The sequence below is a fragment of the Frankia sp. BMG5.60 genome (genome assembly GCF_059428125.1).
Map to the genome: position 1 here is coordinate 3,516,788 of NZ_CM182091.1, position 14,916 is coordinate 3,531,703.

Consider the following 14,916-nt stretch of genomic DNA (forward strand, 5'->3'; position numbering starts at 1 on the left):
GAGTGGGTGCCGCCGGAATCGCCGCGGCGGGGGCTGTCAGGTCGCGGGGACGGGGGTCAGCGCGACGACGGGGATCTTCCGGCCGGCCTTCGCCTCGTACTCGGCGAAGGCCGGGTAGTTCGCTGCCTGCCGGGCGTAGAGGGCGTCACGTTCGGCGCCGGTGACCTCGTCGACGCGCACGGCCAGGGTCCGGGCGCCGACCTCGATCTTCGCCTCGGGATACGCCGTCAGGTTGTGGTACCAGGCCGGATCTTTGGGCGCCCCGGCGTACGAGGCGAACACCAGGTAGCGGCCGCCATCCTCGGCGTAGACCAACGGATTGATCCGCGGGTTGCCGCTGCGGGCTCCGGTGGTGTGCAGCAGCAGGACCGGCGTTCCCGCGAACTGACCACCGGGGTGCCCCTGAGTCGCCCGGAAATCGGCGATGATCCGGGCGTTGAAGTCGTCGGTGTCTGCCATGGGTGGGCACTCCCCTCGTCGAACCACCTGGTCGGGTCCGGACGGTATACGAATTCCCGACATCCGTTGCGGCTCAGGCAGGCAGGACCGTGGCGGTCGCCTGCCGGGGGGCTCGGTCGGCGTCCGGCGCCGAGCCCGATCGGGGCCGAAACTGTCGGAGGGCGGCGCTAGCATGCAGCCATGCTTGATCACATAGGTGTCCAGGCTGCCGACGTCGAGGCGTCGCTCGCCTTCTACCTGCGCACGTTCGCGGCCCTCGGCATCCGTGAGGCGAAGCGCTTCCCGCACGGCGATTCCCTGGTGGTCGGCCTGTCCGGGCCGGACGGAAAGGCGTCATTCTGGCTCTCACCCGCGGCCGGCGCGGAGGCCCGGGAGCTGCACGTGGCCTTCCGCGCCCCGGACCGGGCGACCGTCGACGCGGTGCACGCGGCCGCAGTGCGCGACGGCGTCGAGGTGCTGCACGCGCCACGCGTCTGGCCCGAATACCACCCCACCTACTACGGCGTCTTCCTGCGCGATCCCGACGGCCACAACGTCGAGGCCGTCCATCACGGGTTCTAGGAACACGGATCCCTGAAAGGCACGGCTCCCAGGAACGCACGGATCCCAGGAAGGCAGGGAGATCGGCGATGCTCACCACCGTCCGCACCGAGGTCCTCGACATCTCCGTCGAGGTGACGGGGCCCGCCGATGGGCCGCCGGTCGTTCTGCTGCACGGCTGGCCGGACGCCGCCCGTGGCTGGCGCGGGGTGCAGGCCGGGCTGAACGAACGGGGTTGGCGCACGATCGTCCCGGAGCTGCGGGGCAGCGGCGCGACCAGGTTCCGCGACGCCGGTACGCCGCGCGACGGCCAGGCCGTCGCCCTGGCTCAGGACGCGCTCGACCTCGCCGACGCCCTCGGGTTGGGGCGGATCGCCGTGGTCGGCCACGACTGGGGCGCCCGTGTGGCCTACACCCTCGCTGCCCTGGCACCGCGGCGTCTCACCGCCATCGCCGCGCTCGCCCTGGCCTACCAGCCGCGGGGGAGCTTCACCATGCCAGGCTTCGAGCAGGCCAGGGCGTTCTGGTACCAGTGGCTGATGTTCGTCGATGCCGGGGCGCGGGCGGTCCGCGAGGATCCCGTGGGCTTCGCCCGCATCCAGTGGGACACCTGGAGCCCGCCCGGCTGGTTCGACGACGGCGAGTTCGCCGCCACCGCGCCGGCGTTCACCCATCCGGACTGGGCGGCGGTCACCCTGAACGCCTACCGGGCGCGGTTCCACGCGGACGAGCCGCGGGACCCGCGCTACGACGACCTGCGCCGCCGGCTCGCCGAGATCGAGCTGATCGGGGTGCCCACCCTGATGGTCCAGGGCGGCGACGACCGCTGCGACTCGCCGGCCGCGTCCGCGGGCCAGGCGGGGTACTTCACCAGCGGGTACCGCCGGGTCGTCCTCGACGGCGTGGGCCACTTCCCCCACCGCGAGGCCACCGCGGCGGTGGCGAACCTGGTCGCCGACCATCTCCGGGCGGCGGACGGGCGCGTGCGGGCCCGCGGTCCGGGCTAGCTAGCCCTCGTCGGCCGGGGCGAGCAGGCGGGCGGGGAAGCCGCCGCGGCTGATCGGCCCCCACCGGTCGATCCGCAGCCGGAGCAGCACCTTCTCCTGGCGGCGCATGGCCTCGCGGTACTCGTCCCAGTCGGGGTGCTCGCCACTGATGCAGCGGAAGTACTCCACCAGCTCCTCGACCGCGGCGGGCTGGTCGACCACGGTGATCGTGCCGTCGACCTGCACCCAGTCGCCGTTGAACTCGTCGGACAGCACGCACATCGACGCCCGCGGGTCGCGGCGCGCGTTGCGGGTCTTCGCCCGCTCCGGGTAGGTCGACACGACGACGTCGCCGGCGGTGTCGACGCCCATCGTCACCGGGGAGAGCTGCGGGGCGCCGTCGCGGCGGGTGGTGACGAGGATGCCGCGGTGGCGGGGGCGGACGAAGTCGAGCAGGCCCGCGCGGTCGACGCTGACATCCCTGGCTGCGGTCGGACTCATCCTGGCAGCCTAGGCCACGGGGGCCAGGTCGGCGGCGCCGTGGGCGGCGTCGAGGTCGGCCGTCTGGCCGGCCGCCGCCGCGCGCGAGCCGTAGCCCCAGGTGTAGGCGACGAAGCCGGCCCAGGCCAGCGCGCCGATCCCGATCCGCACCGCCGTCGGCAGCCCGGAGGGCGTCACGAACGCCTCGATGAAGCCGGAGACCGCCAGGGCCAGCGCGGCGCCGAGCGTGATCGTCACCGCGGCCCGTCCCTCGGCGGCCAGCGCCTCGACGCGGCGCCGCGGGCCCGGCGCGATGATCGACCAGCCCAGGCGCAGGCCCACCGCGCCGGCCAGGAACACGACCGTGAGCTCCAGCATGCCGTGCGGGAGGATCAGGCCCCAGAACTGGCCGCTCTGCCCGCAGCTCGTCATGTACCCGCCGACCACCCCGGTGTTCACCGCGTTCACCAGCAGCACCAGCAGGGTCGGCAGGCCGAGCAGCGCGCCGGCCGCGACCGCCGTCGCCGAGACCCAGGCGTTGTTCGTCCAGACCTGGCTGGCGAACGAGGGAGCCGGGTTCTCGGAGTAGTAGGACGCGAAGTCGGAGCGGCACAGCTTGGCGACCGTGCTCGGCGGGGCCAGGTTGGCCTGGGCCTCGGCATCGTTGGCGATCCAGAGCCCGATGGCCAGCGCGACCAGCACCGAGCCGAGCGCGGTGACGATCACCCACCAGCGGCGCTCGTAGACGGCCAACGGGAAGGTCACGGCGAAGAACCGGCCGACGACGTGCCACCCGGGGTCGGGCGCCCCGCCCACCGCCGCGCGGGCGCGGGTCACCAGGGTGGTGAGGTCGTCGACAAGGCTGGTGTCGTAGGAACGGGTGCGGATCACCGACAGGTGGGTCGCGGTCCGCTGGTAGAGCTCGACCAGTTCGTCGAGCTCGTCGGCGCTCATCCGGCGCGGCCGGCCGGCCCGGTCGACGAGCCGGCCGAGCCGGATCCACTCCGGGCGGTGCACGGCGACGAACGCATCGAGATCCATGACGGTCCCATCCTCGCAGACGGGTGGTGACGCCGGGACTCCCCGCCGCCACCACTCGTGGCACCGCCCGTGGACCGGCCGTGGACCGGCCGTGGCACCGCCGTCCCGTCAGGACCCGTCGCCGTCGTCGAGGGCCAGGTCGGCGAAGTTCGCGAGGCCGGTGGCGAGCGCCGCGATCGTCGGGTACTTCCAGATGAAGTTGCCGGGCAGGGTGATGCCGAGCGCTGGTTCCAGCCGGGAGCGCAGCTCGAGGGCGAGCAGCGAGTCGAAGCCGAACGACCGCAGCGGCGTGTCCGGGTCGAGCGTGCTCTGGCTCAGCCGCAGCACCACCCGCAGATGCTCGCCCAGGTACTTCTCGAACAGCGTCCGCCGGGGCACCCCCGCCGCTGCGGCCCGCAGTCTCGTCCGGATGTCGGTCCGACCGTCGTGCTCGGCCGCCTGCGCGCCACCGGCCCGCAGGACGGCCTGGAACACCGACAGGGGGCGACCGGCCGGCGGTATCCAGGCGATCGGGTCGCCGGGCAGCAGACCGGCGTGCCGGCGGCCGAGCACGAGGACCGTCTCCAGGGCGTGCAGGCCGTCGCGGGTCGGGCCGGATCGCCACGGCCTGCCCGCGTCGTCCGGGACGGTCAACACGATCTTGCCGATGTGGCGGGCGCCGGCCAGGAACCGGAACGCCTCGGCGGCCGATGCGAGCGGGAAGCTCTGCACGGGCAGCGGAACGAGGTCGCCGGCGGCGAAGGCGGCGGAGAGCTCGCGGAGCAGAGCCACCACCCCGTGCCCTCGGCGGGCGAGATCCGCGTTGCCGGAGTCGACGCCGGTGACGACCGCCACCTCCATCTCACCGCACGCATCGATCAGGTCCCGGTAGACGCGGACGTTGTCGTCGACGCTGCCGCGGCCGGTGAGGATGGCCGCCTCGGTGAGCGCGACGGAGCCGTAGTGGACGGAGCCGTAGTGGATGTCACCCCGCGTCAGGCAGGAAACCCCTTTCGACGCCACCGCCCAGACGTCGTCCGCGGTGAGGCAGGGGCGTTCGAGTCCGGGCAGGCAGAATCCCATCCCGGTCAGCAGCACGTCTCGTTCCCTGGGCGCGGCGACAGTGCGGTCATTGGCCATCGCGGTCACTCCGAGTGGTCCGGTCGGCAAGTCAGGTGGTCCGGCCGGAATGGGAAGTGGTCGGTGGGTAAGGCAGGTGGGTCCGGTCGGTAAGGCATGAGGTCGCGGCGCGCACAGCGACGCCGGGCGCGCAGGTTGGGAGGCAATGGGAGCGGAAACCGTGCACACCGCGCCGGGTTGCACGATCGGTGGGCGCGACACACCTACCTTTGCGCGCGGCTCGGGCCCTGTCGCCGTTTAGGTCATAGTGGTCTGCCCGGCCCGATCCGGCGGCGGGCGTCACGGCTGACGCCACAGGTACAGGTGGCGTGGCCGGCCGGTGTGGCCGTAGCTCATCGTCCGGATCGCCAGGCGCTGCCCGGCCAGCCATTCGAGATAACGCCGCGCCGTCACCCGAGACAGCCCGAGGCCCCCTGCGACCTCGTCCGCGGACAACGGCCGCACCGCCCCGCGCAGGTGGCCGACCACGGTGTCGAGCGTGGCGGCGGACAGCCCCTTGGGCAGCGTCACGCCGGAGCCGTCGGGCCGCAGCCGGGACAGCGCAAGGTCCACGTCACGTTGGCGGACGAGTCCGCCGGGGCTGGCCGTGATCTGCCGCCGGAAGGCCGAGTACCGTTCCAGGCAGTGCCGGAACGCCGTCGCGGTGAACGGCTTCACGACGTACTGGATGACGCCGTAGGACATCGCCGTCTGCACCATGGCCAGATCTCGGACGAGGGAGACGGCGATGATGTCGAGGGTCGAGCCGCGGACGCGCGGGGCCCGACACACGTCCAGGCCGCTCATGTCCGGCAGGAAGAAATCCAACAGGATCAGGTCGTGCCGACCGCGGAGGGCGGATGACAGCGCCTGCTCTCCGTTGCGAGCCACCCCGCTGACGACGAACCCGGGGACGCTGTCGACATAGCCGCGCAGCCTGCCGGCGAGGACGGGGTCATCCTCCACGATCAACGCGTGGATCCGCTGGTCGGGCATGCTGTCACGCTCCGAACGGGGAGGGCGCGGCGCGACACCTCGGGCAGGCTGCCAGCCCTGTCCCGCGCGGACGGGGCAACCACCTTCTGCACGAATAGCAGGAGAATCCGCACGCGGAGGCCGACCGGCACGAACGGCCCCGCGAAATTCGGCCGTGATCGACCGCATATTCGGCGCAACCCGAGCCGCGGGTTAGCGGCGGCCGTTGACCATTCGGCGCCTGGTTCGGCACCGACTCGGATCCAAGAAAGCAGCCGAACGCACCGCCGGCCAATGTTCTCCCGGCACTATGGAACAGAGATCACCCCTGCATCATGAGGGGATTTCCGCGGCACCGTCAAGAGTCGGTCCGCCGGGCCGGCGGGAATGCACGGAGAAGGCGACGGCGGCCGCCGAATGTGCCCGCAAACACCCGATACCGAACCAGGATTTGTGTACCGACGCGGTTGGTCCGGGCGTGCGGCAAGTGACGGTAGTATGCCGATGCGGACCGTTTTGACGGCCGACGGGGAGCGCCGGAGCCGTCCTGGATCACCGGACGGGCGGCCATCGGCGCCCGCCGCAGACCATATGGTGAGATCCGCACGCACACCGAGATTCCGGGGGCCCCATGAACCAGGTCGTCCGGAGCGGTCCCAGCGGGGCGGGCCACGCCGGCGCACCGGGCGCGGAGGCGATCGTCACTGAAGCGATCGTCACCGGTGAGGCGGTCGCCATCGACCTGCGGGTGGCCAGGCTGGGGTCGCGGCTGGTGGCCGGGCTGATCGACCTGCTCGCCCAGCTCTACATCCTGTACATACTCGGCGCCCTGGTCGTGCTCGTCGTGCGACCCCAGGACGACGCGCTGGTCGCCGCCACCTTCCTGCTGGTCTATGTCGCCATGGTGCTCGGCTACCCGGTGGCGTGCGAGACGCTGAGTCGCGGGCGGACCCTCGGCAAGATGGCGCTGGGCCTGCGGGTGGTTCGCGACGACGGCGGGCCCATCCGGTTCCGGCACGCCTTCACCCGGGGCCTCATCGGCGCGGTCGTCGAACGCCCCGGAGCTCTGCTCGGCCTGCCCGCCATCATCAGCATGATCTCCTCTCGGCGCAGCAAGCGCCTGGGCGACCTGTTCGCCGGGACGGTGGTGCTGCAGGTGAGCGTCCCGCGCACCGTCGGCGCCGCACCGTTCGTACCGCCGCCGCTGCTCGGGTGGGCGACCCTGCTCGACCTGACCGGACTCGACGACGGCCTCGCCCTGCGCGCCCGCCAGTTCCTGAGCCGTTCGCACGCCCTGTCTCCACAGGCGCTGGACCGCCTCGGGCGCGGCCTGGTCGACGAGGTGCGCGCGGTGGTCACGCCGCCGCCGCCCCCGGGCACGCCGGGATGGGCCTACCTGTCGGCGGTGCTCGCCGAACGCACCCGCCGGGCCTACGCCCGGCTCGCCGCGCAGCGCCCGCTTGCGGCTCCCCCGGGCATGGCTCCCCCGGGGGCCCCGTTTCCCCCGCCGCCGGGCGCCCCATGGACGGGCACCGGGCGGCCCACGCCCGGTCCGGGCGGTGTCTGGCCCGGGCAGCCGCCGCCACGGAACGGTCGGCCCCTCTCCTGACATCGAATTGTCAGACTCGGCGTCCGCAAGCCGGCCGAGGCTTACATCATCGTGTCAGGATCCGTGCTCCCAGGAGCTCAGGTACTCGACCTGGGCCGGAGTCAGGGTGTCGATCTCGATGCCCATCGTCTCGATCTTCATCCGGGCGACGTCCTTGTCGATCGCGGTGGGGACGTCGTAGACGCCCGGGGTGAGCTCCTGCCCAGCGGTGTGCAGCCACTCCGCGGTCAGCGCCTGGTCGGCGAAGGACATGTCCATCACCGCGGCGGGGTGACCCTCGGCCGCGGCCAGGTTCACCAGGCGACCCTCGGCGAGCAGCAGCAGCCGGCGCCCGTCGGCGAGGACGTACTCGTCCGTCGAGGGCCGCACCCGACGCGGTACCTCGACAGCGAGCTCGGCGAGCGCGGTGATGTCGATCTCGATGTCGAAGTGGCCGGAGTTCGCCAGGATCGCGCCGTCGCGCATCACCGCGAAGTGCTCCCGGCGCACGACGTCCCGGTTGCCGGTGACGGTGATGAACACGTCGCCGACGCAGGCCGCCGCGCTCATCGGCATGACCCGGAAGCCGTCCATGGCCGCGTCCAACGCCTTGGTCGGGTCGATCTCGGTCACGATCACCGCGGCGCCGAGACCCTTGGCCCGCGACGCCACCCCCCGGCCGCAGTAGCCGTAGCCGGCGACCACGACCGTACGGCCGGCCAGCAGCGTGTTCGTCGCCCGGAAGATCGCGTCCAGGGTCGACTGGCCGGTGCCGTAGCGGTTGTCGAACATGTGCTTGGTATCGGTGTCGTTGACCGCGACCACGGGGAAGCGCAGGGCCCCGGCGGCGGCCATCTGCCGCAGCCGGATCACCCCGGTGGTCGTCTCCTCGCAGCCGCCGCGGACGCCGCCGAGCACGTCGGTGCGCTCGGTGTGCAGGATGTTGACCAGGTCACAGCCGTCGTCGAAGACATAGTGCGGCGCGGCGTCGAGGGCGGCGCCGATGTGGGCGTAGTAGCCGTCGCGGTCGATGCCGTTGCGGGCGAAGGTGGCGATGCCGTACTCGGCGACGAGCGCCGCGGCCGTGTCGTCCTGGGTGGACAGCGGGTTCGACGCGCACAGCGTGACCTGCGCGCCGCCGGCCGCCAGCGTCCGCATGAGGTTCGCCGACTCCGTGGTGACGTGCATGCAGGCCGCGATGCGTACTCCGTCGAAGGGGCGCTCGGCGGCGAAGCGCTCCCGGATCTGGCGCAGCACGGGCATCGCCCGGTCGGCCCAGTCGATCCGGGATCGGCCCTGGGCGGCGAGGGCCAGGTCGGCGACGTCGTGGCGCGGCAGCCCGGCGGCGTCGGGTCGCTCGGACGGGTCGGGCAGCAGCTCGGGAAGGTCGGCCAGATCGGACATGGTGCTCCTGTCGTGGGATGGAACGCCGTGGCTGGCGACGTCATGGCCGGCGACGCCGTGGCTGGGGATGCCGTGGCTGGCGACGTCATGGCGGCGACCGGGTGCACGGACGCGGCGTCGGCGACTCGAACGATGACGAGCCCGCCGAGGCGATGTCAAAGAACCTGACAGCCTGTTGTTAGAATCGAGGCCACGAGCGGCGCCTCGCCCGTACTCTTCGTCGCATGATCGGAACGACGTGAGAGGCCGGGAGGGTGCCGCCCCACCCCGCCGGGAGGACTCGTTCGTGCGGCACGTGCTGGAGCGACTACGTCAGCGGGTCCAGCTCCGGCCCGAGCAGCGGCTCCCCATCGCGCGGGCGGCGGCGGTGCTGGACACCACGCCGCGCATGCTGCGCTACCGCGAGTCGCTGGGCCTGCTCGTGCCCGCCCGCTCCCCCGGCGGTCACCGCGAGTACGGCGAGCATGAGCTGCTCGCCGCCGCCTACGCCGACGAGCTGGAGCGGCGCTATCACGTGAGCCCCAGCGACCTGGCCTTTGCCGTGCGGGTGCTGGCCGAGGCGGAGGTCGCCGCCGACGTCCGCCGGCTCGGGCAGCTCACCCGGCGCATCCCGCCGTCCCCGCCGGTCGCCGCCCTCGACTTCGAGGCGCAGAAGGGCCGTCGGCTGCTGCGCATGCCGGGCCCGGCCGGGCCCCCCGGAGCCGGACCATCGGAGCCCCACTCCCTTAACGGTCGCTAAACAATCCGAGGCGTACCGCACACACCTGGCCCGCCGGGTCGCCCGCGCGGGAAACGCTCGTCTACCGTTACCAGCGGTATAGGACCGTCCATGCCAACTGCCGTGAATCGGCGCCCGTCCGCAGCCAGGTTCGCTTCGCCCGAATTGTTCGGTCAGCCCGCGAGCACCCGGGTGCCGGTGAGCGACCAAGCGCCGGGTCACGCATGCTGGTTGAGGTCCCACGAAGATCCCGGCGGTTCCGCCGGCCCACCGAGGGGGTGACGTCGACGTCTGGCGGACGGGAGTCGAGCACTCCATCCCGGCCCAGCCCGCCCGCACCGGCGGGTGGTTCGTCGCGCGGGGGATCCACCGGGGTGCCGCCCCGCGCCGACGGCACGCCCCGCGGGGTCGCGGCCGAACGCGCCGCCACCCCGCCGCGACCGGCGGCACCGCCGCGATCGGCAGCACCACCACGACCGGCGACGCCGAAGTCGGGACCGGTGACGCCGAAGGCTGGATCGACGACGCCCAAGGCCGGACCCGGGACGCCGGGATCGGTGACGCCCAAGGCGGGACCGGCGGGTAAGGCGGGACCTCGAGGCACGGCGAGACCAGCGGCCAATGCCAGGCCGACCGGAGTCCGCGCGAAGATCCGGGACCGCACGGCGGCGCGTTCGGCGCCGGCCGGAACCGGTTCGACCGGAGCCGCCACGACTGTCCGCCCGGCTACCGGCACGGCCCCGGCGGCACCGACCGGCCCCGCCAGCCGCGGCGAGGACGGGCCCGCGAGCGGCCCGGGGCGCGGCGACACCCTCGACTCCCAGGCTCCGGCCGGGAACGGGCCGGGCGGCGGGCCGGGCGGCGGGCCGGGCGCCCGCATCCTGCCGCGGCCGCCGGTCGACCGGCGGCGCGTGCTGAAGAAGATGGCGCTGACGGCGAGCGTGCTCGGTGTGGTCGTCGCCCTGCTGTCGCTGCCGTTCGTGGGCGCGGTGGGCCTGTTCGCCAAGGGCAGCGCGGATCACTTTCTCGGGTTGCCGAGCGAGCTCATCACCCCGCCGCTGCCGCAGAGCTCGACGATTCTCGCCAGCGACGGCTCGGTGATCGCGACGCTGCGGGGCGCCGAGAACCGCATCGTCGTCCCGGGCAGCGACATCCCGAAGATCATGCGGGAGGCGATCGTCTCCATCGAGGACGCCCGCTTCTACGAGCACGGCGGGGTCGACCCGCAGGGCGTCCTGCGCGCGGCGCTGCGCAACAGCGAGGCCGGCGGGGTCGCCCAGGGAGGGTCGACGCTGACCCAGCAGTACGTCAAGAACGTGCTGTTGCAGAACGCCCGCACGACCCAGGAGCGTGAGGTGGCCGCCGGCGACTCACTGGACCGCAAGATCCAGGAGCTCCGCTACGCCCTCGACATCGAGAAGCGCTTCTCCAAGGACGAGATCCTGGAGCGCTACCTGAACATCGCCTACTTCGGCGACGGTGCGTACGGCGTCGGCACGGCCGCCGAGCACTACTTCGGGGTGCCCATCTCCCGGGTCACCCTCGAGCAGGCGGCCCTGCTCGCCGGGCTGGTGCAGAGCCCGTCGCGGTACAACCCGGCCGCGCACCCGCAGGCGGCGCTGGTCCGGCGCAACACCGTGCTCGACAAGATGGCGGCGAACAACTACGTCTCGCCGACGCAGGCGGATGCGGCGAAGCAGATGCCCCTGAACGTGGTGCCGGCCCCGCCGCCGGCCGCGGACTCCTGCGAGACGTCGACCGCGCCGTTCTTCTGCGACTACGTCCGCTCGCAGTTGCGGGCCAGCCCGGCTCTCGGCACCACCGTCGAGGAACGCAACCGGCGGATCTACGAGGGCGGCCTGGTGATCCGCACCACCCTGGACCCGCTGGTCCAGCAGGCGGCGCAGGACGCGGTGAACTCGACGATCGCCCCGGACAACCGGGTGTCGGCGACCGAGGTGGTCATCCAACCGGGCACCGGCAACATCCTCGCCATGGCGGTCAACCGGGTGTACGGGTCGAACGCCGGCCTGAACCAGACGGTGGTACCGCTGCCCACGAACGCGACGTTCCAGCCCGGGTCGACGTTCAAGACGTTCGTGCTCGCCGCCGCCCTGGAGCAGGGCTACGGCACGTCGACCGCGTTCTACTCGCCGGCCTGCTACGTCAGCCCGAAGTTCCCGCTCGACCGCGGTGAGGGCGACTGCGCCAAGGGCTTCTCGAACTCCGACCCGGCCGAGGCGGGCATCTACGACATCCCGCGCGGCACCTGGGACTCGGTGAACACCTTCTACGTGCAGCTCGCGGAGAAGACCGGCATCCCGGCGGTGATGGAGATGGCCAAGCGACTCGGCGTCGTGCCGCCGAAGGCCGACAAGATCGGGGCGACGGACGGGGCGACCGCCATCGGCGGCGGCCAGTACATGTACGTCTCGCCGCTGCAGATGGCCGACGCCTACGCGACGATCGCCGGCGGCGGCCTGCGCTGCACTCCGCGATTCGCCACCGGGGCCGTGGACTCCAGCAAGGACCCGATCGACGTCGCCCGTCCGCCGCAGTGCGAGCAGGTGCTGGCGAAGGGGGTCGCCGACACGGTGACCAGCGTGCTGGCCGGCGTTCCGATCAACGGCACCGGGACCAACGCCGCGATCGGCCGCCCGTCGGCCGGCAAGACCGGCACCACCGACGAGTTCTCCGCCGCCTGGTACGTCGGCTTCACCCCGCAGATGACCGCGGCGGTGTCCGTCGGCGACCCCACCGGCGCCGAGTCCCATCCGCTGCGCAACGTCGTCGCGGACGGCCGGACCTGGTCGCGGGTCTTCGGTGGTGACCTGCCGGCGATCATCTGGGGCAAGTCGATGCGGGCTGCGCTGGCCAACCAGCCGGTGGTCGCGCTGCCGGGCGCCGACCCGACGGTGGCCCACGGCACCAAGGGCGGCCTGCAGAACACCCCGCCGCCGCCGCCCGCGCCGACGCCGGGCCAGGGCCTTGGCGACATGCTCCAGAACCTCGGCCAGCAGGTCCTGCCCGGCGTGTTCGGCCAGCCGCAGCCCCGCAGCGCCCCGCTCGGCGCCCAGAACGGCGCCCAGAACGGCGCCCAGCCGGGCGGCCAGAACGGCGGCGGCCAGCAGAACGGCGGGGGCCAGAACGATCAGAACCGGGGCGGTCAAGGAGGCGGCGGCCGCTAGGCGTGGCGGCAGGCGCGACGCCCCCGATCGGGCGGTGTCCGCCAGGCGCGGGGGGAGCCAGGCGCGGGGGGAGCCAGGCGCGGGGGGAGCCGAGCGGCTCGGCGCGGGCCGGTGGCCTCCACGAGGACGAGCGCGACGTCGTCGGCGGCCCCGTCGGCGGCGGCGAGCAGGCCGTCGGCGATGTCGTCGATGGACCGCCTTGTCCGCCGCGGCCCGGTGCCGCCGCCGAGGCCGTGCGCCGCCCCGACGGAACTCGCGAGGGTGGCGAGGCTGACCTCGATCGGCTCCGAGCGTCGTTCCACCAGGCTGTCGGTGAACAGCAGCAGCCGGCTGCCCGGGGGCAGGGGCATGGTGTCCGCGACCTGGGCGCCGGCATCGACGCCGAGCAGCACCCCGGCGCCGGCCTCCCAGTAGGACAGCCGGTCCGGTCCGATCAGCAGCGGGGGCAGGTGCCCGGCGTTGACGATGGTCACCCGGGAGCGGTCGGGCGGGAAGGTGAGGATACACACGGTCGCCGTCGCCTCGGGGTGGGACAGCAGCATCAGCCGGTTGAGCCGGTCCAGCAACGCCGGTGTCCGTCGAACGCGTAGGCTCGCAACGCGTAGCGCAGCTCGGCCATGATGATCACCGCTCCCAGCGAGTGCCCCTGGACGTCACCGATGACGACGAAGGCCTCGCCGTCGGGCGTGTCGAACGCGTCGAAGAAGTCCCCGCCGACCTCCGCCTGGGTCGGACTCGGAGACGATGGGATGGCGCTGCGAGTCCGTGCCCGTCAGCTCGCGAGTGGGCAGGCTCCCACCGGGGTTACCGATCACCCGTCCGGCCCCCGTCGCCGCGGCGCCGGTCGTGGGCGGTTCCCCGCCACCGAGCCCGGCCTGCGCCGCGGCAGAGGCGGCGAGCGCGTCGGGCTCGCCCTCCCCGTCGGAGTCGTCGATCTCGTCCTCGTCGGAGCGGCTCAACGCGGTGCGCACCCCGGGCATGTACAGCCCGAGTTCGACGCCGGAGATGATGCAGTCCGCCCCCATGAGCTGGGCGGCCATCACCGTCTTCAGCAGGTGCTGGGCCACCTGGGTGTCGACCGCGCCGACCCCGGTGATGTCGATGACGGCGTGCCGGGAGCCGGTGCTGACGAGCGCCTCCAGCAGGCTCTCCATCACGAGCTGGGTGCGGGCGGAGTCCAGGGTGCCCACGAGCGGCGCGGCCCCGTGACATCGGGCCGGATTGCGGTCCACACAGGACGGATCAATGGGTACGAAACGGTCATTTTTCGCTGACCTGGCGGGACTACCGCCCCAGATCGCGGACGGTGGGCACCTGGGTCGGGTCGATCCCGAGCGCCAGCGCCGCATACACGGCGGTGAAGTCGAACAGGCCGATCAGGGAGGCGAGCCGCTCCAGCGGGCCGGCCCCCTCGGCCCGCAGCTCGGTGACGCCGACCCCGCGCTCGGCGGCGACGGCGATGGCGGCCTCCGCCTGACGGCCGACCTCGGACCGTTCCGCACCGGGGTCGCGCAGCAGGATCAGTCGCAGCCGGATCGACTCCTGCTCGTCCTCGATCCGGTCGCGGAAGAAGTCCTCCAGGTCGTCGCGGGCGCCCGTCCCGCCGGCGGTCAGACCGGCCCCGAACGGGCCGTCGAACAGTGCCACCTGATGGTGACCGGGATGCGGCAGCGCCCCGACGACGGCCGGGTACTTCGCGCTCGTCGCGAGCTGGGCGGCGGCATGCTCGGCCGCGACCGAGGTCACCGCCGAGGTGCCCCAGATGAGCGGCAGGGAGCCAGCCAGCTCCAGGGCCAGGGTCTTCGCCGGGTTGACGAAGGACTCGCTCGACGACCGGCAGCGGGTCGCCACCTCCTCCAGCCGGGCCGCGGCCGCCTCGACGGCGTCGGCTCCGAGCCGGACGATGCCCAGCTCCCGAACGGCGACGAGCAACGGCACCGCCAGCGACCAGAGCATGGCCCGGGCCGGCCGCTGCCCGACGAGCGGGACGAACGGCGCCCCGGCGAGGGCGGCGAGGTGGGCCAGCGGGGTGTCCGGCGGCGCGACGACGCCGATCCGCGCACCGCGCCGGTCGGCCTCCTCCACCACGGAGCACGTCTCCGCCGAGGTGCCGGAGGCCGACACGGCGAGGACGACGTCGGACACGCCTACCCAACCCGGCAGGCCGTGGGCATGGTGGCCGATGACCGGGACGGGGCTCGCCGGCCCGGCGACGGCAGCCAGGACGCCGGCGGCCAGCGACGAGCCGCCGACCCCGGCGACGAGGACCGCGCGCGGCCGCCCGTCGGAGCCCAGCCGCGCCACCCCCGCCTCCTCTGCGAGGACGACGCTCTGGCGCACCTGCAGGGCCGCCGAGGCGACGTGCGGCAGAAGGGCCGCGGCGTTGCCGGAGTCGATCCTGGCCGTGTCGTCGAGGATTGCCTCGTCGAGGTACACGCC

13 protein-coding genes and 1 pseudogene are annotated in these 14,916 nt (G+C 73.1%); 5 read left to right on the top strand and 9 right to left on the bottom strand.

Annotated elements, in window-relative coordinates; all coding sequences use genetic code 11:
- Positions 1-36: 36 nt before the first annotated feature.
- Positions 37-459, bottom strand: a complete 423-nt coding sequence (locus AC5R91_RS14180; RefSeq protein WP_495397615.1) for a nitroreductase family deazaflavin-dependent oxidoreductase — start codon at positions 457-459, stop codon at positions 37-39.
- Between the two features lie 180 nt (positions 460-639).
- Here AC5R91_RS14180 and AC5R91_RS14185 point away from each other — a divergent pair, with 180 nt between their 5' ends.
- Both AC5R91_RS14185 and AC5R91_RS14190 read left to right on the top strand, forming a co-directional pair.
- A complete protein-coding gene (locus tag AC5R91_RS14185) occupies positions 640-1,020 on the top strand; it encodes a VOC family protein (RefSeq protein WP_495397616.1) in 381 nt (126 codons plus the stop codon).
- Between the two features lie 68 nt (positions 1,021-1,088).
- Entirely contained in the window at positions 1,089-2,006 is a 918-nt protein-coding gene (locus tag AC5R91_RS14190) for an alpha/beta fold hydrolase (protein ID WP_495397617.1), read from the top strand.
- Here the strand turns inward: AC5R91_RS14190 and AC5R91_RS14195 are convergent, their stop codons facing one another.
- From AC5R91_RS14195 to AC5R91_RS14210, 4 genes are all read right to left on the bottom strand, one after another.
- A complete protein-coding gene (locus AC5R91_RS14195; RefSeq protein ID WP_495397618.1) occupies positions 2,007-2,486 on the bottom strand; it encodes a PPOX class F420-dependent oxidoreductase in 480 nt (159 codons plus the stop codon).
- 9 nt (positions 2,487-2,495) lie between these two features.
- Complete coding sequence (locus tag AC5R91_RS14200; RefSeq protein WP_495397619.1) at positions 2,496-3,506, bottom strand: stage II sporulation protein M; 1,011 nt, start codon at positions 3,504-3,506, stop codon at positions 2,496-2,498.
- A gap of 108 nt (positions 3,507-3,614) precedes the next feature.
- Positions 3,615-4,625, bottom strand: a complete 1,011-nt coding sequence (locus AC5R91_RS14205) for an acyl carrier protein (protein ID WP_495397620.1) — start codon at positions 4,623-4,625, stop codon at positions 3,615-3,617.
- 279 nt (positions 4,626-4,904) lie between these two features.
- On the bottom strand, positions 4,905-5,600 hold the full coding sequence (locus AC5R91_RS14210; RefSeq protein ID WP_495397621.1) for a response regulator: 696 nt from the start codon (positions 5,598-5,600) through the stop codon (positions 4,905-4,907).
- 610 nt (positions 5,601-6,210) lie between these two features.
- Between AC5R91_RS14210 and AC5R91_RS14215 the strand changes: the two genes are divergently transcribed.
- The gene (locus AC5R91_RS14215) at positions 6,211-7,188 is read left to right on the top strand and encodes an RDD family protein (protein WP_495397622.1); all 978 of its coding nucleotides are present in this window, start codon (positions 6,211-6,213) and stop codon (positions 7,186-7,188) included.
- A 54-nt stretch (positions 7,189-7,242) separates the two neighbouring features.
- On the opposite strand, the gene ahcY is transcribed toward AC5R91_RS14215, so the two are convergent.
- On the bottom strand, positions 7,243-8,571 hold the full coding sequence (gene ahcY / locus AC5R91_RS14220) for an adenosylhomocysteinase (RefSeq protein ID WP_495397623.1): 1,329 nt from the start codon (positions 8,569-8,571) through the stop codon (positions 7,243-7,245).
- 238 nt (positions 8,572-8,809) lie between these two features.
- Between ahcY and AC5R91_RS14225 the strand changes: the two genes are divergently transcribed.
- Positions 8,810-9,310, top strand: a complete 501-nt coding sequence (locus AC5R91_RS14225; RefSeq protein WP_495397624.1) for a MerR family transcriptional regulator — start codon at positions 8,810-8,812, stop codon at positions 9,308-9,310.
- A 536-nt stretch (positions 9,311-9,846) separates the two neighbouring features.
- Positions 9,847-12,477 carry a transglycosylase domain-containing protein gene (locus tag AC5R91_RS14230; protein ID WP_495397625.1) on the top strand — a complete coding sequence of 877 codons (2,631 nt, stop codon included), beginning with the start codon at positions 9,847-9,849 and terminating at the stop codon, positions 12,475-12,477.
- Here the strand turns inward: AC5R91_RS14230 and AC5R91_RS14235 are convergent.
- The 3 genes and pseudogenes from AC5R91_RS14235 to AC5R91_RS14245 form a co-directional block, all read right to left on the bottom strand.
- A pseudogene (locus AC5R91_RS14235) lies at positions 12,474-13,105 on the bottom strand (PP2C family protein-serine/threonine phosphatase). The gene AC5R91_RS14230 and the pseudogene AC5R91_RS14235 sit on opposite strands and share 4 nt — an antisense overlap.
- A gap of 25 nt (positions 13,106-13,130) precedes the next feature.
- A complete protein-coding gene (locus AC5R91_RS14240) occupies positions 13,131-13,709 on the bottom strand; it encodes an STAS domain-containing protein (RefSeq protein ID WP_495397626.1) in 579 nt (192 codons plus the stop codon).
- A gap of 52 nt (positions 13,710-13,761) precedes the next feature.
- A complete protein-coding gene (locus AC5R91_RS14245; protein ID WP_495397627.1) occupies positions 13,762-14,913 on the bottom strand; it encodes an SIS domain-containing protein in 1,152 nt (383 codons plus the stop codon).
- Positions 14,914-14,916 lie beyond the last annotated feature (3 nt).

What these genes read in the sequence shown, in the direction of transcription:
- AC5R91_RS14180 (WP_495397615.1), bottom strand. Translation starts at nt 459, where the DNA reads ATGGCAGACACCGACGACTTCAACGCCCGGATCATCGCCGATTTCCGG.
- AC5R91_RS14185 (WP_495397616.1), top strand. Translation starts at nt 640, where the DNA reads ATGCTTGATCACATAGGTGTCCAGGCTGCCGACGTCGAGGCGTCGCTC.
- AC5R91_RS14190 (WP_495397617.1), top strand. Translation starts at nt 1,089, where the DNA reads ATGCTCACCACCGTCCGCACCGAGGTCCTCGACATCTCCGTCGAGGTG.
- AC5R91_RS14195 (WP_495397618.1), bottom strand. Translation starts at nt 2,486, where the DNA reads ATGAGTCCGACCGCAGCCAGGGATGTCAGCGTCGACCGCGCGGGCCTG.
- AC5R91_RS14200 (WP_495397619.1), bottom strand. Translation starts at nt 3,506, where the DNA reads ATGGATCTCGATGCGTTCGTCGCCGTGCACCGCCCGGAGTGGATCCGG.
- AC5R91_RS14205 (WP_495397620.1), bottom strand. Translation starts at nt 4,625, where the DNA reads ATGGCCAATGACCGCACTGTCGCCGCGCCCAGGGAACGAGACGTGCTG.
- AC5R91_RS14210 (WP_495397621.1), bottom strand. Translation starts at nt 5,600, where the DNA reads ATGCCCGACCAGCGGATCCACGCGTTGATCGTGGAGGATGACCCCGTC.
- AC5R91_RS14215 (WP_495397622.1), top strand. Translation starts at nt 6,211, where the DNA reads ATGAACCAGGTCGTCCGGAGCGGTCCCAGCGGGGCGGGCCACGCCGGC.
- ahcY (WP_495397623.1), bottom strand. Translation starts at nt 8,571, where the DNA reads ATGTCCGATCTGGCCGACCTTCCCGAGCTGCTGCCCGACCCGTCCGAG.